Annotated in this window: 16 protein-coding genes; 11 read left to right on the forward strand and 5 right to left on the reverse strand. The window is 65.1% G+C overall.

The genetic code is table 11. From position 1 onward, the window contains the following. The first annotated feature begins 8 nt into the window (after positions 1–8). From HHL14_RS21485 to HHL14_RS21500, 4 genes are all read left to right on the forward strand, one after another. Entirely contained in the window at positions 9–1,274 is a 1,266-nt protein-coding gene (locus tag HHL14_RS21485; protein WP_169499628.1) for a vWA domain-containing protein, read from the forward strand. Beyond that, positions 1,265–1,867, forward strand: coding sequence for a CoxG family protein (locus HHL14_RS21490; RefSeq protein ID WP_169499629.1), 603 nt, complete (start codon positions 1,265–1,267; stop codon positions 1,865–1,867). The genes HHL14_RS21485 and HHL14_RS21490 overlap by 10 nt, the downstream gene beginning before the upstream one ends. Beyond that, complete coding sequence (locus tag HHL14_RS21495) at positions 1,840–2,862, forward strand: XdhC family protein (RefSeq protein WP_169499630.1); 1,023 nt, start codon at positions 1,840–1,842, stop codon at positions 2,860–2,862. Before HHL14_RS21490 ends, HHL14_RS21495 begins: the two co-directional genes overlap by 28 nt. A gap of 419 nt (positions 2,863–3,281) precedes the next feature. Then, positions 3,282–5,192 (forward strand): DUF3857 domain-containing transglutaminase family protein, encoded by a 1,911-nt coding sequence (locus HHL14_RS21500; RefSeq protein WP_169499631.1) that lies wholly within the window; start codon positions 3,282–3,284, stop codon positions 5,190–5,192. Between the two features lie 51 nt (positions 5,193–5,243). On the opposite strand, the gene HHL14_RS21505 is transcribed toward HHL14_RS21500, so the two are convergent. Both HHL14_RS21505 and HHL14_RS21510 read right to left on the reverse strand, forming a co-directional pair. Beyond that, positions 5,244–6,290, reverse strand: coding sequence for a serine/threonine protein kinase (locus tag HHL14_RS21505; RefSeq protein WP_407945296.1), 1,047 nt, complete (start codon positions 6,288–6,290; stop codon positions 5,244–5,246). Positions 6,291–6,483: 193 nt separating this feature from the next. Beyond that, positions 6,484–6,696, reverse strand: a complete 213-nt coding sequence (locus HHL14_RS21510) for a hypothetical protein (RefSeq protein ID WP_169499633.1) — start codon at positions 6,694–6,696, stop codon at positions 6,484–6,486. Between the two features lie 408 nt (positions 6,697–7,104). Between HHL14_RS21510 and HHL14_RS21515 the strand changes: the two genes are divergently transcribed. The 5 genes from HHL14_RS21515 to HHL14_RS21535 all read left to right on the forward strand — a co-directional run bounded on the left by HHL14_RS21515 (position 7,105) and on the right by HHL14_RS21535 (position 15,225). Beyond that, positions 7,105–10,287, forward strand: coding sequence for an efflux RND transporter permease subunit (locus HHL14_RS21515; RefSeq protein ID WP_169499634.1), 3,183 nt, complete (start codon positions 7,105–7,107; stop codon positions 10,285–10,287). A 91-nt stretch (positions 10,288–10,378) separates the two neighbouring features. Further along, on the forward strand, positions 10,379–11,692 hold the full coding sequence (locus tag HHL14_RS21520; RefSeq protein ID WP_169499635.1) for an efflux RND transporter periplasmic adaptor subunit: 1,314 nt from the start codon (positions 10,379–10,381) through the stop codon (positions 11,690–11,692). 197 nt (positions 11,693–11,889) lie between these two features. Further along, entirely contained in the window at positions 11,890–13,341 is a 1,452-nt protein-coding gene (locus tag HHL14_RS21525; protein WP_230413151.1) for an efflux transporter outer membrane subunit, read from the forward strand. 38 nt (positions 13,342–13,379) lie between these two features. Continuing rightward, positions 13,380–14,657 carry an MFS transporter gene (locus HHL14_RS21530; protein WP_169499636.1) on the forward strand — a complete coding sequence of 426 codons (1,278 nt, stop codon included), beginning with the start codon at positions 13,380–13,382 and terminating at the stop codon, positions 14,655–14,657. Between the two features lie 385 nt (positions 14,658–15,042). Beyond that, positions 15,043–15,225, forward strand: coding sequence for a hypothetical protein (locus tag HHL14_RS21535; RefSeq protein WP_169499637.1), 183 nt, complete (start codon positions 15,043–15,045; stop codon positions 15,223–15,225). A 107-nt stretch (positions 15,226–15,332) separates the two neighbouring features. On the opposite strand, the gene mgrA is transcribed toward HHL14_RS21535, so the two are convergent. Beyond that, entirely contained in the window at positions 15,333–16,376 is a 1,044-nt protein-coding gene (gene mgrA, locus HHL14_RS21540) for an L-glyceraldehyde 3-phosphate reductase (protein ID WP_169499638.1), read from the reverse strand. Between the two features lie 226 nt (positions 16,377–16,602). Here mgrA and HHL14_RS21545 point away from each other — a divergent pair, with 226 nt between their 5' ends. Next, complete coding sequence (locus HHL14_RS21545) at positions 16,603–16,809, forward strand: DUF3185 family protein (protein ID WP_167282239.1); 207 nt, start codon at positions 16,603–16,605, stop codon at positions 16,807–16,809. 28 nt (positions 16,810–16,837) lie between these two features. Here the strand turns inward: HHL14_RS21545 and HHL14_RS21550 are convergent, their stop codons facing one another. Continuing rightward, positions 16,838–17,599 carry a phytanoyl-CoA dioxygenase family protein gene (locus tag HHL14_RS21550; protein WP_169499639.1) on the reverse strand — a complete coding sequence of 254 codons (762 nt, stop codon included), beginning with the start codon at positions 17,597–17,599 and terminating at the stop codon, positions 16,838–16,840. A gap of 618 nt (positions 17,600–18,217) precedes the next feature. On the opposite strand from HHL14_RS21550, the gene HHL14_RS21555 reads away from it, so the two are divergent. Next, positions 18,218–18,580 (forward strand): hypothetical protein, encoded by a 363-nt coding sequence (locus HHL14_RS21555; protein ID WP_169499640.1) that lies wholly within the window; start codon positions 18,218–18,220, stop codon positions 18,578–18,580. Between the two features lie 367 nt (positions 18,581–18,947). On the opposite strand, the gene metK is transcribed toward HHL14_RS21555, so the two are convergent. Continuing rightward, positions 18,948–20,138, reverse strand: a complete 1,191-nt coding sequence (gene metK / locus HHL14_RS21560) for a methionine adenosyltransferase (RefSeq protein ID WP_169499641.1) — start codon at positions 20,136–20,138, stop codon at positions 18,948–18,950. Between the last annotated feature and the right edge of the window lie 61 nt (positions 20,139–20,199).

Consider the following 20,199-nt stretch of genomic DNA (forward strand, 5'->3'; position numbering starts at 1 on the left):
TCGTTTGGATGACGAACGAATCTGGCACAGTCAACCCTCACTACGCGAACAAGGCGGACGCGCCGATGCTCGCGCGCAACGTCGTCCATTTCGTGCGCGTATTGCGCGGCGCGGGTTTGCCGATGTCGCCCGCGCAGGCGGTCGACGCCCTCGCCGCGCTGCAATGGATCGACCTCGGCCGCCGCGACGACGTGCGCGCCGCGCTCGCGGCGCTGCTCGTCACCGCTCCCGACGAACGCGAACTCTTCGACGCCGCGTTCGAGCTGTTCTGGCGCGATCCCGATTGGGAAGGCAAACTGCGCTCGCTCCTGCTGCCGAAAGTACGCGACGGCCTGCCGCCGCCTAAACGCAACAACCGTCTCGCCGACGCGCTCGCGGTGCGCATGCCGCCGTCGCCGCACGTCAACGCGCAGCAGGAAACCGAGCAGCACGAGTTGCACGCGCAGCTTACGTTCAGCGCGGAAGAGCGGCTCCGTCACCGCGATTTCGACACGCTCAGCGCCGACGAATGGCGCACGCTACGTCATCTGATTCGCGGCCAGCGTCTGCCGCTCGCAACCGAGCCGACACGTCGTCTGAAAGCGGCCTCGCGTGGCACGCACGCGGATCTGCGCGCGAGCGCGCGCCACGCGGTGCGCGCGGGCGGCGACTGGACCGTGTGGAAATATCGCGCGGTGGCCGAGCGCAAGCCGCCGCTCGTGTTGCTGCTCGACATCTCCGGCTCGATGAGCCACTACTCGCGCGCGGTGCTGTATTTCTGCCACGCGCTGCTGCAATCGCGCGAACGTCTGCAGGTGTTCCTGTTCGGCACGCGGCTCACCAACGCCACGCGCGCGTTGCGCGAGCGCGACCCCGACGTGGCGATCGCCGCGCTCAGCGATCAGGTGCTCGACTGGTCGGGCGGCACGCGCATCGGCGCGGCGCTCGCCGAATTCAACCGACGCTGGGCACGTCGCGTGCTGAACGGTCGTGCCACCGTGCTGCTCGTCACCGACGGCCTCGATCACGAAGCGATCGATATGCTCGACACCGAAATGGCGCGCCTCGCACGCTTCGCGCATCGCATCGTATGGCTCAATCCGCTGCTGCGTTTCAGCGGCTTCACTCCGAAAGCGCGCGGCGTGCAGGCGATCCTGCCGCATGTCGACGCGCATCGTCCGGTTCATAATCTAGACAGTCTCGCCGCGTTCGGCCGCGACCTCGCGCAACTCACGCGCGCGCCTCGCCACGCCGTCGCCGCGACGACACCCGCAGGAGCAACGCCATGGAATTGACCGAGACTCACACGCTGCCGGTCGCGCAGCAGCAAACGTGGGACGCGTTGAACGACACCGCCGTTCTGCGCGCGTGCATCCCCGGCTGCGAAAGCATCGATCCCGATGGCGAGAACGCGTACCTCGTCGCGCTGAGCGCGGCGGTCGGCCCGGTCAAGGCACGCTTCAAGGGACGCATGCAACTGACCGACATCGACGCGCCGAACACCTACACGATCGTGTTCGAAGGCCAGGGCGGCGCCGCCGGTTTCGCGAAGGGCAATGCGCAAGTCACGCTCGAAGCCGACGGCGATGCCGCGACGAAGCTCAGCTACACGGCCAACGCGCAGGTCGGCGGCAAGCTCGCGCAGATCGGCTCGCGACTCGTCGACGGTGCGGCGCGCAAGATTGCCGGGGAATTTTTCAGGCGCTTCAGCGCCCAGCTCTCGGGCGACAATAGCGGCGAGGCAATAGATGGCGGTGCCGCGGCAGAGCAATCCGATGCTGCCGCGGCCGCCGCGCAAACAGAATCGAACGAGGCCGCGGACGGCGAGTCCGACGGCGACGCAAAGAAAGGGAAGAAATCATGGACAGCGTGGATCTCGAGGTCTTGAAATCCAGCGCCCGCTGGCTCGAAGAAGGACATCGCGCGCTTCTCGTGACGGTCGTGAAGACGTGGGGTTCGTCGCCGCGTCCCGAAGGCGCGATGCTCGCGGTGCGCGACGACGGACTCGTGGTGGGCTCGGTATCGGGCGGTTGCATCGAGGACGATCTGATCGATCGTGTACGGCAACGGGGCATCGAGCAGACGCATCCGGAAGCGGTGAAGTACGGCATCACGGCCGAGGAGGCGCATCGCTTCGGACTGCCGTGCGGCGGCACGATCCAGCTGGTGCTCGAACCGTTGACGCTCGCCAGCGGCGTCGCCGAGCTGTGTCATGCGGTCGAGAACGGCCGGCTGGTCGCGCGCGCACTCGACATGACAACGGGCGCGGTGCGGCTCGACAACGCGCAGGCCACCGACGGCGTGCACTTCGACGGCGAACGTCTGCTGACGATCCACGGGCCGCGCTACCGGATGCTGGTGATCGGCGCGGGGCAGTTGTCACGCTACCTGTGCCATATCGCGGTGGGACTCGACTATCAGGTCACCGTCTGCGATCCGCGCGAAGAATACACCGAGGAATGGGACGTGCCCGGCACGAAGATCGTGCGCACGATGCCCGACGACACGGTGATCGACATGAAGCTCGACGAGCGCTGCGCGGTGATCGCGCTCACGCACGATCCGAAGCTCGACGACCTCGCGCTGATGGAAGCGCTGAAAACGCCGGCGTTTTACGTCGGTGCGCTCGGCTCGCGCAGAAACAATCACGCGCGCCGCGAGCGGCTCAAGGAGTTCGATCTGAACGAGGCCGAGTTGGCGCGTTTGCATGGGCCGGTCGGTATTTATATCGGCAGTCGCACGCCGCCTGAGATCGCGGTGTCGATTCTCGCGGAGGTGACCGCGGCGAAGAACGGCGTGTCGCTGCCGACGCTGCTGCAGGTCGAAGGTGCAAAGGCCGCGCGGGAAATTGCGGCGTCGGGCGGGGCTGCTTGCAGCGTGTAGCGCTGCGCCCGGCTGCCGGTTTGCGGGTGTCGACCTCGCGGCTACGTTTGCTCGCGTGAACACAAGCGCCGCGCTGTCCGGCGGCGGACCCGCTTATTCGGCAGAAGCGGGAAAAAAGCGGGAAGCAGGAAGGAGTCGGATCGCCCGGCTTGCGGTCCGGGCGATCCGGTTGAGAGGCTGGCTGGCAGTCACAGAGGAGGAGAAATGTGACGGGAAGCTGGCGGCGCCCCTCAATTGAGAATCATTATCATTACATATTTGAGTGATTTGCTCAATGGCGGCTACACGGTACGCATGACGTGCACGACGTGCATAGACCCACGTCAAGCGGAATGCGAGCAAGCCGCTTGACATCCATGCAGCGCGAACCGACGCTAGCTGGCGATCCCGTCAACGTCACCGTTCGGATACCCCCCGTCATGCGCCTCTCCGTGCTCGTCCGCGTTGCTTCGCTCGGCTGGCTCGTCGGCTTTCACGCCGCGAGCGCGAGCGTGTCCGTCAAGCTGGACGACCCCTATACCAACGAAGGCGAGACGCAGACCTTCACGGTCAACGCGGACGGTTCGTACTCCAAGCTCGATTCGATGACGCTACGCGTGAACAACGAAGCCGGCGTCAGCCGGGTCGCGCAGCAATACGTCTGGTTCAACCGCAACATGGCGGACGTGCGGATTCTCGAGGCCTACACGCTCACCGCGGACGGCCAGCGGCACGACGTGCAGCCCGAGCAGATCCGCGACGTGCAGGAAGCCCGTTCGTTCGACGCGCCGATGTTCCAGGACATCCAGGAAAAGGTGATCGTGTTTCCGGCGGTCGAACCGGGCGCGCGCGTGCATCTGACCTACCGGAAGACACAAAGACAGCCGATCGTGCCGGGCGAGTTCAGCGACTTCACGCCGCCCGATCTCGCGCCGACGCGCAACTTGCGCCTGATCTACGATCTGCCCGCCGACAAGCCGCTCTACGCCGACGCGCGCGGCTTCAACGCGCTGCAGCCCGTCACGCGCGACGGCCGCACGCGCTACGAATTCCGCTACGACAAAGCGCATTTCGACCGGCTCGAACGCGGCTCGATCGCGTATGTGTCGTATGGCGACCGGCTGATGGTGTCGACGTTCCCGAGCTATGCGGCGTTCGCCGCGTCCTATCGCGAGTCGGCGGCGGCCCAGGGCACGCATGACCCCGCGATCGCGCAGTTCGCGCGGCAGCTCACCGCGCACGACGCTACGCCGCGCGACAAGGCGAAAACGCTCTACGACTGGGTACGCCGCAACGTGCGCTACGTCGCGATCTACGTCGGCCGCGACTCGGTCGTGCCGCACAGCGCAAGCGCGGTGCTCGCCAACCGCTACGGCGACTGCAAGGACCACGTCGCGTTGTACGGCGCGCTGCTCGATGCGCTCGGCGTGCGCAACGAACCGGCGCTGATCAGCAGCGGCACGATCTACACGCTGCCGAGCGTGGCCGGCTACGGCGTGATCAATCACGCGATCACCTGGTTGCCCGACTTGCAGCTCTACGCGGATTCGACCGCGTCGAATGTGGAATTCGGCTTTCTGCCCGCGTCCGACATGAACCGCCCGGCCGTGCTGGTCGGCGCTGGCGTGCTCGCGCAAACGCCGGCCACCGCGCCGATGACGCGCAGCACCGAACTCGCGATCAAGGTCGCACCAGATGGCTCGGCGAGCTTCACGTACCGCTTGCAGGACGCGGGACCGTACGCCGAACAGGGCCGCGAGAGACTGCGCACGCAAACGCCCGCGCAGCGCGAGGAATCGATTCAGGCCGAGTTGCGCAACGCGAATCTGCGCGGCACCGCGACGCTCACGACGAGCGACCTCGCCGCTACCGACGGCCCGCTCACGCTGACCATGAAAGGCACGCTCGAAGACCTCGTCGTGACCGGCATGACGGCATCCATTCGGGCGTTGACGAGCCTCGGCGGCGGCGTCGAAGCGGACACGCGCTACTGGCTCGGCGAACGCAGGCGCACGCAGCCGTTCGTGTGTCACAACCTCGCGATCCACGAAAGCGCGCGCATCGAGTTGCCCGCCAATTTTCGCGTGCTCGATATGCCGGAGGCGCAACGCACGCAGGACCGCTTCGTCGATTTCACGTCGCAATACGCGTTCGATCCGCAGACCAATGTGGTAACGATGGCGCGCGACGGCGCCACCCATTTCGACAGCGAAGTCTGCACGCCCGACGATTTCACGCGGATGCGGCCCGCGATCGAAGCGATCGGGCGCGACGTGCGCGCGGAGGTGATCGTCAGGTCGACGCTGATGGAGTCGTCGAGCGTGGCGTCGAAGGCGCCTCAGACGCCTTGAGGCGCGCGTAACCCGAAACGTCTGTGCAAACGTCTGCACAAACGCCGAACTTCACACCGGCCACAACGGCCCTTCCTGCATCGCGCCGATCTGCTCGCGCATCTCGAGGATGCGCTCCTCCCAGTAACGCTGCGTGTTGAACCACGGAAACGCAGCCGGGAAAGCCGGATCGTTCCAGCGCCGCGCGAGCCACGCCTGATAGTGAATCAGCCGCAGCGTGCGCAACGCTTCGATCAGATGCAGTTCGCGCGGCTCGAATTCGCAGAAATCCTCGTAACCGGCGAGCAGATCCGTCAATGCACGCGACGCCTCCGCGCGCTCGCCCGGCAGCAGCAGCCAGAGATCCTGAATCGCGGGACCCATGCGGCTGTCGTCGAAGTCGACGAAATGCGGGCCGGCATCGGTCCACAGCACGTTGCTCGGATGACAGTCGCCATGCAGACGCAGCGTGCGAATTTCGCCGGCCCGCTCGAACGCGCGCGCGACGCCTTCCAGCGCGAGATTGACTGCCGTTTCCCACGCGGTGCGCAAATCATCCGGTACGAAACGATGCGCGAGCAGAAAGTCGCGCGGCTCGTAGCCGAACGTGTCGATGTCGAGCGTGGGACGCTCCGCGTAATTCTGCGTCTGCCCGATCGCATGAATGCGGCCGATAAAACGGCCCAGCCATTCGAGCGTGTCGCGCCGGTCGAGATCGGGCGCGCGGCCGCCGCGCCGCTCGAACACCGAGAATCGGAAACCGTCGAACGTGTGCAACGTGCGGCCCTCGAGCACACGCGCGGGCACGACCGGAATTTCGCGCGCGGCGAGTTCGGCGACGAACGCGTGTTCTTCGAGGATCGCGGCATCGCTCCAGCGCTCGGGGCGATAGAACTTCGCGACCACCGGCGGACCGTCTTCGACGCCGACCTGATACACGCGATTCTCGTAGCTGTTGAGCGGCAGCAGCCGACCGTCGGTGCGTACCCCGTCGGTGGCAAGCACGCCGTCGAGTGCGTCGAGCACGGTTTCCGGCGTGAGCCGCGCGAACGGCACGGCGCTATTCGCGCCAGCCTCGGGATGGGAAGGATCGGGAATGGTGTCGTTCATGCCCCGCATTGTGCGCCGCGCAGCGGGTAAAGACGAGAGCAGACGAGAACCGACGGAAGCGGAGGAGCGCTAAAGCCCGCCAACCGGCCTCACCTTACAGCTTCACTACAATCTGCGCATGACCTGCCCATGCGTGTCACGGAAGTGCAACGAAACGTAGCAATTAAAGAGGCAACGACAGATGCCGCCGCTGCGGCCCACATCAATGCGTTTGCGCGCCGGCCGGACGTATCAGGTCTCCGGTATCGATCAGATCTTCAAGGAAAAAGGGTTCGGTATTCAGTTGCTGCGAGGCGCCGGGCTCGCCGGCGTACCACGCCACCATCGCCATGTCGCCAAGAATGCGCATGACGATTCCGCGCGCACCTTGCGGCACGGCGATATGTACCGTTCGGACAATGGAACCGACTTGCATGATATTTCCCCGTTTCCCTTAGCCGGCTTCATGATTTCCCGCCGGTCGAGGTGATGATAAAAACGCCGCTTCGCGTGTAACGTTGCGAGCGCACCTAATCCGCCGCGCTCCTTGCGCGTATGAGGTTCGAGTCATTGTTCCCGTTTTGCGGGGCTTTGGGAAGCGCGAACAAAAGGCTTTTCACCCGTCGTTTCGCCCTATTCCAATTACGCTGCGCACGGCCGATGATCTCGGCGTAAGACCTCGTCATGCGAACCATCATAAACCCTCGCGGGCCGGAGACCTCAAAAACGTGCGCTGCCAGAACGATCTGCCTGAGCGCGGCTGCGGCCGCCCGTATCGCACGCTTTATGCGCGCGCCGCCGGCATGCACGCCGGCGTGACTCACTTCGCTCGTTCGCGCTAGCCATGTGGATCGTTCGTCTCGCGCTGCGGCGTCCCTATACGTTCATCGTGCTGGCGCTGCTTCTGCTGATCGTCGGGCCGTTGACCATCCTGCGCACGCCCACTGACATTTTCCCGAACATCGACATTCCGGTGCTCTCGGTGATCTGGTCGTATAACGGCCTGCCCGCCGACGAAATGGAGCGACGCATCGCGCTGAACTACGAGCGCGGCTTGTCGGTCGCGGTCAACGATATCGAGCACACCGAGTCGACCTCGCTGAACGGCATCACCGTCATCAAGATCTTTTTCCAGCCGCACGCGAATATCGACGAAGCGCTCGCGCAGGTCACCGCGCTGTCGCAAACGCAGTTGCGCTCGCTGCCGCCCGGCATCACGCCGCCGAACATCCTGCGCTACAACGCGTCGACGGTGCCGATTCTGCGGCTCGCGCTGTCGTCGGCGTCGCTGACCGAGCAGGAGCTGTACGACTTCGGCAATAACTTCCTGAAGACCCAGCTCGCCACCGTGCCCGGCGCGTCCGCGCCGCTGCCGTACGGCGGCAAGCAGCGGCAGATCATGGTCGATATCGATTCGCGCAAGCTGCAGGAGCGCAATCTGTCGCCGCTGGACGTGGTCAACGCGGTGACCGCGCAAAATCTGATCCTGCCATCGGGCACCGCGAAAATCGGCTCGACCGAGTACTCGGTGGAAATGAACGGCAGCCCCGATTCGCTCGCGGGCCTGAACAACATTCCGATCCGCACCACCGCGAACGGCACCGTTTATATCCGCGACGTCGCGCACGTGCGCGACGGTTATCAGCCGCAGACCAACATCGTGCGCGTGAACGGCCAGCGCGCCGCGCTCCTGACGATCAACAAAAGCGGCAACACGTCCACGCTCGATATCGTCGATCGCATCAAGACGATGATGCCGACGCTGCGCAATCTGGTGCCGCCGTCGCTGAACATCGACCCTGTCGCCGACCAGTCGCTGTTCGTGCGCGCGTCGGTGCAGGGCGTGCTGCGCGAAGCGCTGATCGCCGCGTGCCTCACAGGTCTGATGATTCTGCTCTTCCTCGGCAACTGGCGCGCAACGCTGATCATCGCCGTATCGATTCCTTTGTCGATGATCACGTCGATCATCGCGTTGTCCGCGCTCGGCCAGACCATCAACATCATGACGCTCGGCGGGCTCGCGCTCGCGGTCGGCATTCTGGTCGACGACGCGACCGTCGCGATCGAGAACATCAGCCATCAGCTCGAACAGGGCAAGACGCTTGAGCAGGCGATTCTCGACGGCGCGCATCAGATCGCGATTCCGACGCTGGTCTCGACGCTGTCGATCTGCATCGTCTTCGTGCCGATGTTTCTGCTGACCGGCGTCGCGCACTATCTGTTCATTCCGCTCGCCGAAGCGGTGGTGTTCGCGATGCTCGCGTCGTACTTCTTCTCGCGCACGCTCGTGCCGACGCTCGCGAAATATCTGCTGCGCCATCACCACAAGCCGGCCGATCCGCATCACGCGCCGGCGCAAACGCGCAATCCGTTCATGCGCGTGCACTATGCGTTCGAGCGCGACTTTTCGCGTTTGCGCGAGCGGTATCGCGTGTTTCTCGAAGCGCGTGTCGCGAAGCCGGGCCTATTCGTTACGCTATTTCTCGTCTGCTGTTGCGCGTCGATGCTGTTGCTGCCGTTTATCGGTCGCGACTTTTTTCCCGCCGTCGATGCCGGCACGATCGCGCTGCACATGCGCGCGAAAACCGGCATGCGGGTCGAGGAAACCGCGGTGCTCACCGATCGCGTCGACATGCGGATCCGTCAGCTGATTCCGGCGGACGAGCTGCATTCGATCATCGACAACATCGGCCTGCCGGTGTCGGGTATCAATCTGTCGTACAGCAACACCGGGACGATCGGCACGTCGGACAGCGACGTCCTGATTACGCTGAACCCCGATCATCATCCGAGCGCCGGCTATGTACGCGCGCTGCGCCGCACGCTCAGCGACGAATTCCCCGGCGTGCAGTTCGCGTTCCTGCCCGCCGATATCGTCAGTCAAACGCTGAACTTCGGCATGCCGTCGCCGATCGACATTCAGATCGTCGGACGTGAAGTGGCCGCCAATCGCGTGTTCACCGCGAAGCTGCTGAACCGTCTGCGCACGGTGCCGGGTCTCGCCGATGTGCGCATCCAGCAGCCGGCCGATCTGCCGAAAATCTTCATCGATGTCGATCGCACGCGCGCGCAGCAGGCCGGTTTTTCGCAGCGCGATATCGCGAGCGATCTGCTGATCACGCTGTCCGGCAGCCAGCAAACCACGCCGACGTTCTGGCTCAATCCGCGCAACGGCGTCAGCTACAACGTGATCACCGAAGCGCCGCAATACACGATCGATTCGCTGCAATCGCTCGCGAACATTCCGTTGAACGCGAACGGCCATAGCAACATCCTCGGTTCGCTCGCGACGATGCGCCGCGAAGCCGGCAATGCTGTGCTCACGCACTACAACGCGCAGACCACGATCGACATCTACGGCACCGCCGACGGCCGCGATCTCGGCGGCGTGTCCGACGACATCCGCAAGATCATCGACGACTCGAAAGCCGACCTGCCCAAAAGCTCGACGATCGAACTGCGCGGCCAGGTGCAGACGATGAACGATTCGTTCTCCGGACTACTTGCGGGTCTGCTGTTCGCGGTGCTGCTCGTGTATCTGCTGATCGTCGTGAATTTCCAGTCGTGGCTCGATCCGTTCATCATCATCACCGCGCTGCCGGGCGCGCTCGCGGGCATCGTGTGGATGCTGTTCCTCACGCACACCACGCTGTCGATTCCGGCGCTCACCGGCGCGATCATGTGTATCGGCATCGCGACCGCGAACTCGATTCTGGTGATCAGCTTCGCGCGCGAACAACTGCTGTTGCACGGCGACGCGACGCGCGCGGCGATCGAGGCGGGCTTCACGCGCTTTCGTCCAGTGCTGATGACCGCGCTCGCGATGGTGATCGGCATGGTGCCGATGGCGATCGGTCTCGGCGAAGGCGGCGAGCAGAACGCGCCGCTCGGGCGCGCGGTGATCGGCGGTCTCACGGTCGGCACGGTGGCGACGCTGATCTTCGTGCCGGTGGTGTTCTCGATGATCTATCGACGGCTCGAGACGCGGCATCGGCGCGCGGCCGAACACGTGGTGCAGAAGCCATGAACGCCACGCGCACGACGATGACGGTGGCCGGCACGCGCCGCCCGACAAGAGGCAGCCTCGACTGCCCGGGTATTTTCAAAGGGGAAGTTTGATGGAAGCACAACGTCCAGACGGCGAGCACGATCCCGCCGCGCGCGCCCGGACACCAGCGAAGCGCACGCGCTGGCTTGCGATCGCCGCGGCCGTCGCGGTGCTCGCGCTCGCCGCGCAAGGCATCTGGTCGCGCCACGATGCGCACGCGGCGCTCGAACGCGATGCCGAGCACGCGAGCCAGATCAGCGTCGAAGTCGTGCAACCGCAGAAGTCGTCGGCCGGACTCGATCTGGTGTTGCCCGGCAACGTGCAGGCCTTTCTCGACACGCCGATCTACGCGCGCACCAACGGCTATCTGAAGAAGTGGTACGCGGACATCGGCGCGCACGTGAAGAGCGGTCAGTTGCTCGCGGAGATCGACACGCCCGAAGTCGACGATCAGTTGCGCGCCGCCCGCGCCGATCTCGCGAACGCCAACGCGAACTACGCGCTCGCGAAGAGCACCGCGGATCGCTGGACGGAAATGCTCAGGAGCAAGTCGGTGTCGAAGCAGGAGACCGACGAGAAAGTCGGCGACATGCTCGCGAAAAAAGCCACGCTCGATGCCGCGCGTTTCAACGTCGCGCGTCTCGAGAAAACGCAGTCGTTCCAGAAGGTCTACGCTCCGTTCGATGGCACCGTGACCGCGCGCAACGTCGACGTCGGCGCGCTGATCGATGCGGGCAGCTCGGGCGGTCCCGCGAAGGAGCTGTTCCATGTCGCGCAGGCGGACCGGCTGCGTGTCTACGTGAACGTACCGCAGGCGTACGCGCAGCAGGTGCGCGCGCAGCAGAGAGCGTATCTGACGCTGACCGAAACGCCGGCTCGGCATTATCCGGGCACCGTCGCGCGCACCGCGGGCGCGGTCGATGCGCAGCAGCGCACGATGCTGGTCGAGGTCGACGTCGACAATCGCGACGGCGAACTGCTGCCGGGCGCGTATGCGCAGGTGCATTTCGCGCTCGGCGCGGGCGCGGCGTCGTTCACGCTGCCGGGCAACACGCTACTGTTTCGTCCGGACGGCGTGAAGGTCGCGAGCGTCGATGCGCAGCACAAGGTGAAGCTGCTGCCGGTATCGCTCGGCACGGACTTCGGCACGCGCGTCGCGATCGTGTCGGGTTTGCAGGGCAACGAGCAGGTGATTCTGAATCCGCAGGATTCGATCGTCGATGGCGCGCCGGTGCGGATCGTGCCGCGCAAGGCGCAGGGTGGCGGCGGTAGTAGCAATGGCGGCGGCGCCTCCGAAGGTGCGAGCGGCGCGGCGGCAGCGGCGGCTGGCGCGGCAAGCTCGTCGGCAGCGCAAAGCGGCGTGCGGCCGGCCGCGAGGACGTGATCATGAAGATGCCGGTTTTGCGCCGGGCTGTCGTTGTGGCTACCGCTGCCTCTGCTGCATCGTCAGCTACGACTGTGGCCACGTGCGTTTCCAATCACATCTCGGCGCGCTCGCGCGCACGGGTTGCGGCATGCGCGGCCACCGCCACCGCGCCTCGCGAGCCGAGCCGCTCCGCACTGCGCGCGTCGGCGTTCGCAATGATCGCCGCCAGCCTGCTCGCCGCCTGCACGGTCGGCCCCGATTACGTGAAGCCTGTCACCGTGACGCCCGCGACGTATCGCGAACTCGACGGCACCGGCTGGAAGCCCGCGCAACCGGCCGACGCGCTCGCGCGCGGCGCGTGGTGGCACATCTACGGCGACCCGTCGCTCGATGGGCTCGAGCAGCGGGTCGCGAGCGCGAACCAGGACGTGCAGGCCGCCGAAGCACGCTTTCGCGCCGCGCGCGCGAGCGTCGCGCAATATCGCTCGCAGTACTTCCCGGTCGTCAGCGCGGGCGCCAGCTTCACGCGTACGCGGACCTCGGAGAACGTGCTGCACAAATCGACGGCCGGCCTGTCGCTGAACGACTATCTGGTACAGGCCGACGCATCGTGGGAACCCGATCTGTGGGGCCGCGTGTCGCGCAGCGTCGAAAGCGCGAAGGCCGGCGCGCAGGCAAGCGCCGCCGATGTCGAAGCGGCGCTGCTATCGATGCAGGCCGAACTCGCGACGGACTACTTCGAGCTGCGAGGAATCGATCAGGAACGCCAACTACTCGACGACACGCTGCACGCCTATCAGCAGGCACTCGAACTCACGCAGCACCGCTACGCGGGCGGCATCGCAACCGACGCCGACGTCGCGCAGGCGCAAACGCAGTTGAAGACCACCCAGGCGCAAGCGCTCGACCTCGGCGTGCAGCGCGCACAACTCGAACACGCGATCGCGATCCTGATCGGTCAGCCACCGTCGACGTTCACGCTGCCGGTCGCGCCGCTCGTCGCGGTGCCGGTGGTCGCGGCGACCGGCGTGCCGTCGGCGCTGCTCGAACGACGGCCCGACATCGCAGCGGCCGAACGGCAGGTAGCGGCGATGAATGCGCAGGTCGGCGTCGCCACGGCAGCGTTTTTTCCGAGCCTCGTGCTGGCGGTGACGGGCGGGCTCGAAGCGACCAACTACAGCCAGTGGCTGCTCGCGCCGAGCCGGCTGTGGTCGCTCGGGCCGACGCTGGCGGGCACGCTGCTCGACTTCGGCGGACGCGCGGCCGTCAAGGAGCAGGCACGCGCGCATTACGACGAAAGCGTCGCGCAGTATCGGCAGACGGTGCTGAACGCGTTCGGCCAGGTCGAGGACAATCTCGCCGCGCTGCGCGTGCTCGAACAGGAAGCCGCCGCGCAGGACGACGCGGTCGCGGCCGCGCGAAGGGCGCTCGCGGTCGTGTCGGACCGCTATAAAAACGGCGCGATCACCTATCTCGACGTCGTGGTCGCGCAGACCACCACGCTCACCAACGAGCGCAACGCGGTCGCGATCGCGCGCCGCCGGATGGCCGCGAGCGTCGCGCTGGTAAAGGCGCTCGGCGGCGGCTGGGATGCCTCGGCGTTGCCGACCGACGAAGCGCTGGTGCATCCGTCGGCGGCCAGCGCGCCCTTTTCAGCGTATCCTTAACGCCTTTCAGCTTTTCGTATGACCCAAGGAGTTATGTTGTGACCTTGCCGCCGGAATCCCAGCGGACTGCATCTGCCGTTCCCTCCGTTTCCGCAGCTTCGGCTGCTGCCACCGGCACCTCCGCCGTGTCGGACATTCCCTATCTTGAACGTGGCTCGCGAGCCTATTGGCGCGCGAGCATCGCGCTGCTGTTCGCCGGTTACGCGACGTTCTCGCTGCTTTACTGTGTGCAACCGTTGCTGCCGTCGTTTTCCGAGGCGTTCGGCGTGACGCCCGCGCAAAGCAGCCTGTCGTTGTCGCTGTCCACCGCGGCGCTCGCGCTGGCGATTTTCGTCGCCGGTTTCGTCTCCGAAGGATGGAGCCGGCACAAGCTGATGACGCTTTCGCTGACGGTGTCGGCGCTGCTGACGCTTGGCGTATCGATCGCGCCGCATTGGCATCAGCTGCTCGTGCTGCGCTTTCTCGAAGGACTCGCGCTCGGCGGCGTACCGGCCGTCGCGATGGCTTATCTCGCCGAGGAAGTGCATCCCGATGGCCTCGGTCTCGCGATGGGGCTGTACGTCGGCGGCACCGCGATCGGCGGCATGGCCGGGCGGGTGATTACCGGCGTGGTCGCCGATCTGTTTTCGTGGCGCGTCGCGATCGGCACGATCGGCGTGCTCGGCCTGCTGTCGATGCTCGCGTTTCGCGCGCTGCTGCCGCCGTCGCGCCATTTCGTGCCGCGCCGTGGGCTCGGCTTCGCGCATCACCGCAGCGCGCTGCTCCGGCAGTTCACGCGACCGGGCCTGCCGCTGCTGTTCCTGCTCGGCTTCGTGCTGATGGGTAGCTTCGTCACGCTGTACAACTACCTCGGCTACCGGCTGCTGGCGCCACCGTATCGGCTGAGTCAGACGGAGATCGGCGCGATTTTCGTCGTCTATCTGGTCGGCGTGATTGCCTCGCCGTGGTCCGGGCGCATGGCCGACACGTTCGGCCGCGCGCGGGTGCTAACCGCGAGCCTGCTGCTGATGGTCTTCGGCGTCGCGCTGACGATGCTGCATCCGCTCGCCGCAATTGCGCTCGGTATCGCCTGCGTGACGTTCGGTTTCTTTGCCGGGCACTCGGTCGCGAGCGGCTGGGTCGGGCGACTGGCGAAAGACGCGAAAGGCCAGGCCGCGGCGTTGTACCTGCTCGCGTATTACCTCGGCTCCAGCCTGATCGGTTCGTACGGCGGACACGTGTGGGCCGGACACGGATGGAATGGCGTGGTCGGGCTGGTGGGCGCGTTGCTCGCGATCGGCCTGTTGGCGGCATCACGTTTGCGTGGGCGCGAATAGCATCGCAGCATCGCAGCCGGTTTCACGCGACGAAGTTCGCGTGTGCCGGCGCTGCGCTGCATGCGCTTCGAATCGCGCCACGCGCGACACCGCCCGTCGCGCAATGACCCAGCCGGCATGGATTAGCGGCGAAACGCAAGCCAATCGTAAGTGTCCGCTTCATATTTTTCGCCGCTTTTGCTGCGCCGCGCCAATCGCCGGACGCCCGACGCCATCGGGTTCAGCGGCTTGCGAATAAGCGTCGCCGGCCGTGGTCGTCCGATCATGCCGCGTCACCGGTCTCCTATACTCGAAACGAGCGCGGGCGCTGCCTGATCCGCAAGCCGCAGCCCGCGTCGGAACGACTCAGCAATCCTGTTGCATGGGTTCGACAACGGAGACGAATATGACGTACTTCACGATCGGCGATTTCATCCTTGTCATTCCGATGGCACTGGCGGGCGCATTGTTTGTCGGCGCGCTGCCATGCAAGACCGAGATGCGCCACAACGCGCTGCGCGTGCTGGGCGCGCTGATCGGCGTGATGTGCGCGGTCGCGCTGGTCGAGGGTCTGCCGGCGCTCGTGTAGCGGCGCGCGCGAAAGCGATCAACACACAACCGCCATAAAAAAACCGCACGCGAGCCGCGTGCGGTTTTCTCTGTCCGCCAGCTGCGCGGACACACACCGTCACACGATCAGATGTCCTGATCCGTCGACGGCTTTTCCCACAGATTGATCCCACCTTCGGTCGCAAAGCGATCGATCTCCGCCAGCTCATCCGCCGAGAACGCGAGGTTCTTCAACGCGCCGACGTTCTCGCGCACCTGCTCCGCGCGGCTCGCGCCGATCAGCACCGAGGTCACGCGCTGATCGCGTAGCGCCCACGCGAGCGCCATCTGCGCGAGGCTCTGACCGCGTCGCTGCGCGATGTCGTTGAGCTTCCGCACATGCTCGATGTTCTGCGGGCTCAGATGCTCGTCCTTCAGCGAGCCGCCGCCCGGCTTGTTGACGCGCGCATCGGCCGGCACACCGTTCAGGTACTTGCCGGTCAGCAGACCCTGCGCGAGCGGCGTGAATGCGATGGTGCCCGCGCCGACTTCGTCGAGCGTATCGAGCAGGTCGCGTTCGATCCAGCGGTTCAGCATGTTGTACGACGGTTGATGGATCAGCAGCGGCACCTTGTATTCGGCGAGCAGCTTCGTCATTTCGCGCGTCTTCGCCGACGAGTACGACGAGATGCCGATATACAGCGCCTTGCCCTGCTGCACCGCGCTCGCCAATGCGCCGGCGGTTTCCTCGAGCGGCGTGTGCGCGTCGAAACGATGCGAATAGAAAATATCGACGTAATCGAGGCCCATGCGCTTCAGGCTCTGATCGAGACTCGCGAGCACATACTTGCGCGAGCCGCCGCCCTGGCCGTACGGACCCGGCCACATGTCCCAGCCGGCCTTCGACGAAATCAGCAACTCGTCGCGATACGGTTTGAAATCGTCCTTGAAGTGACGGCCGAAATTGGTTTCCGCGCTGCCGTACGGCGGGCCGTAGTTGTTCGCCAGATCGAAGTGCGTGATGCCGAGATCGAAGGCCGTGCGCAGGATGTCGCGCTGCGTCGAGATCGGCGTGGTGTCGCCGAAGTTGTGCCACAGGCCGAGCGACAGCGCCGGCAGTTTGAGACCCGACTTGCCGCAGACGCGGTATTGCATATCCGAATAGCGTTCTGAAGCTGCTTCGTAAGCCATTGCTAGTGTCCTTGTCGATGAAATCGCCCGGCGTTTGCGGGCATGGGGATTCGCGCGTTGCGGGAGGCGTGCGGCTCGGAGATTTGTTGTTGTGGTGTGTTGCGGTACGGCCAGACCCGCTATGTTAGCCAATCGACGCGACGCTTGCAGGCACCCGATATGCGGGATGGACGCGCGCAAACGGCTCCCCTACACTCTGGCCGGATCAAGCTGATGGGAGGATTAGATGACGAAGGCGATTTCGATCGCGCTGATTGTCGGCGGCATCGTGCTGCTGTATTTCGGCGGGCAGGCGTTCAATTCGGTAAGCAGCGACGTGTCGCGCTTCTTTACCGGCTCGCCGACCAACAAGGCGATCGTGCTGATCGTCGCGGGCGTGGTCGCGACGCTGGCCGGCTTGACCGGCGTGGCGTTGTCGGGGCGCAAGCGCTGAACATTCGCGCGCGGCCCCTGATCGAAAACTAGAACGCGATCTCGGGCTTCGCCGCGGAGCGCGTGCCGGGCAGCGGCACGTTGCTCACGCCGTGATAGGTGTACACCAGCGAAAACTTCACCTGATCGCTCAGATTCTTGCCGGCCGAGTGCAGCGTGTTGCAGTGAAAGAACACCACGTCGCCGGCCTTCAGTTCGGGCGACACCGCCGTGCGGATCGCCGCCTGATTCTCGTCGAGATCGGTGCGGAAAAATTTCGCTTCGTCGAAACGGTCGGACGTGAACGCCGAGCCGTGCGATTTCGGCACGAACCACAACGCGCCGTTATCGACCGTTTCCGGGCCGACCGCGAGCCACACCGACACCAGATCGTCGCGCTCGAACGACCAGTAGCGCACGTCGCGATGCCAGCCAGTGAGGCTGCCGTACGCGGGGTGCTTGGTCATCATGCAGTTGTGATGCGCGCGCGACAGACGCGGCTCCTCGCCGAAATACAGCTCCATCCAGCCGCGAATTTCCGGCGCGGTCGCCCATTGCGCGAACGCCGGATGACGCCCGTACGCATCGAGCAAACGCCGCACCGTATGGCCGCCCGGCGCATCCTTCGACGACGGCGCGCCCGGGTATTGCAGATCCGCTTCGAACTCGATCGGCGCGGCGGCTTCCTGCAACTGCTGTTGCGCGATCCGCTTCAGTTCTTCGCAACGCTCCGGCGACACGAGTCCGGGCACGACGACGAACCCCTGCTCCCGTAACGCCTGGATCTGCTCTTTCTTCGAATGGAGTGACATGGGTGTTTCCGTTACTGTCGACTAACTTGAGGTTCGATTGTAAAACGGGCGCGATCGGGGTGCGTGGTTTCGCCGGTGTGGGCGCTTGATCGGGCGCAGCGGCGAGCGTACTGCGGGCTCCCGGCAAACTCGCAGGGAGCTGTTTTTCCCGGCCATTTCCCAGCCGCCCTCGCCGCACGACGATGCATCGGTTCACGCGGAATGCCTGCTGGATTCGCACCGGTGCTGGGCAAACACGCACGCAAAACGGTCTCAAAGGGTGCGATCGCGTGTGCATCTGCGACGATTCGATCCAGGAGAAACCCCGACTCGCAGGGTAATAACGGACTTTCTGACGTCACGATTCGCGTGTAGCCTTCAAGGCTATGTTGATCGTCGCTTACGCACTTTCTTGCCGTGCGCGGGCCGTCAGGGCTCGTGCCGTCGGTTTCTCCGCGTTTTTCCGTCGCTGCCTGTGGCGCCGTCCGCCGCATCGCGTAGTCCGTCGCAGCGATTCATATCGAATTTCCGGCTTTCAGGCCGCTCTTCGCAAGCCCGTCATTGGCACACCTGGTGCTGAACTTGCGTGCACATCCGGTGCACGTGCCGACGTCCGGTACATTGCCTACTCGTGAAGCCATGCATACTCTTCTAAGCACTCGTCTTACCCGCGCCGCGCTGAAAGCGGCGCGTCCCGCGCGCCGTCATCTGGTACGGGCGCTGCGCCACCACACCGCTCGCAGCCGCGCGCTCGGCGAACAATGGCGCGATGCGAAGGCCGTCGACGGCATCCGCACCTGGTTCAATACGTTCTTCTCCGCGCTGCGCCAGCAAGGCGGCACGCGCCGCCTGTCGCTGCGCACGCTGCTGCGCAAACCGACGCCGCTGCGCCTCGCTGTCGGCAAACGTACGCAGGTCGTCCGCCAGGCGACGAGCCGCCGGCCGCGTCGGCTGTCGACGAGCAGCAGCGGGTGGTTCGCGTTCGCGTTTGCGAGTCGGTGAGAATTGGTGCTTTGGCGGGTTGCTGGCTATCAGGTGAGCTAGCTAGTGGCCTGCTGAGGCGTGCGTTGAGGCGGCTGTGCAATCGTCCTGCTGATTCACTGCGTGGCAGCTTTACATGCTCTGCGCGGCATCGCGGCAAGAAGCCAGGGGCGTATCGGGCGAAACGATCCGCCACGTTGAGTGCGGCGGCTAGTACCGTACCAATTCCTCGATAAACCACGCATCAACGTCAATCGGTACGCGTCTATATCCGCTTTTCGGTGCACCAAAAGAAAAACCCCGCCCGGCTCGCGCCGGCGGGGTTTTTTGCTGCGTATCCGCTAGCAGCAAGTGCTAGCAGGGGCTCACAGCGAGCGCTCAGCCGCGCTTACTCGGCAAGCGCCGCAACCGGCTCCGTGCCGGCCGCTTCGGCGAGTGCCAAGGCCTTGTCGGTGGCTTCCCACGTGAATTCCGGCTCTTCGCGGCCGAAGTGACCGTAGGCCGCGCTCTTCTCGTAGATCGGGCGCAGCAGGTCGAGCATCTGGATGATGCCCTTCGGACGCAGATCGAAATGCTCACGCACGAGTTGCGTGATCGTCGCATCCGACACGCGGCCCGTGCCGAACGTGTTGACCATCACCGAGGTCGGCTGCGCGACGCCGATCGCGTACGACACCTGAATCAGGCAGCGTGAAGCAAGACCTGCAGCAACGATGTTTTTCGCGACGTAACGGCCAGCGTAAGCCGCCGAGCGGTCGACCTTCGACGGATCCTTGCCCGAGAACGCGCCGCCGCCGTGCGGAGCCGCGCCGCCGTACGTATCGACGATGATCTTGCGGCCCGTCAGACCGCAATCGCCTTGCGGACCGCCGATCACGAAGCGACCGGTCGGGTTCACGAGGAACTTGATGTCGCCCTTGATCAGCTCGGCCGGCAGCGTTGGCTTGATGACCTCTTCGATCACCGCTTCGCGCAGCGTTTCCAGCGAGATGTCCGGCGAGTGCTGGGTGGACAGCACGACGGTGTCGATGGCGTGCGGCTTGCCGTCGACGTAACGCACGGTGACCTGCGACTTCGCATCCGGACGCAGCCAGGGCAGACGGCCGTCGCGGCGCAGATTGGCCTGACGCTCGACCAGACGGTGCGACAGGTGGATCGGCAGCGGCATCAGTTCCGGCGTTTCCTCGCACGCGTAGCCGAACATCAGGCCCTGGTCGCCGGCGCCCTGGTCGAGGTTGTTGTCGTGCGCGCGGTCCACGCCCTGGGCGATGTCCGGCGATTGCTTGTCGTACGCGACGAGCACCGCGCAGCCGCGGTAGTCGATGCCGTAGTCGGTGTTGTCGTAGCCGATGCGCTTGATCGTGTTGCGCGCGATCTGGATGTAGTCGACGTTCGCGGTCGTGGTGATTTCACCGGCCAGCACGACGAGACCCGTGTTGCACAGCGTTTCTGCGGCGACGCGCGAGTACTTGTCCTGAGCGAGGATGGCGTCGAGGATGGCGTCCGAGATCTGATCCGCGACTTTGTCGGGATGGCCTTCGGAGACGGATTCGGAAGTGAAGAGATAGTCGTTTGCCACGTTGCAGACTCCTGTTGTGGTTACGGTTGATTTTCACGTAGCCAGCTTCGAAGTCTGAAGC

Origin of the sequence: Paraburkholderia antibiotica (assembly GCF_012927125.1) — a bacterium.
In the GTDB taxonomy this organism is placed as follows: domain Bacteria; phylum Pseudomonadota; class Gammaproteobacteria; order Burkholderiales; family Burkholderiaceae; genus Paraburkholderia; species Paraburkholderia antibiotica.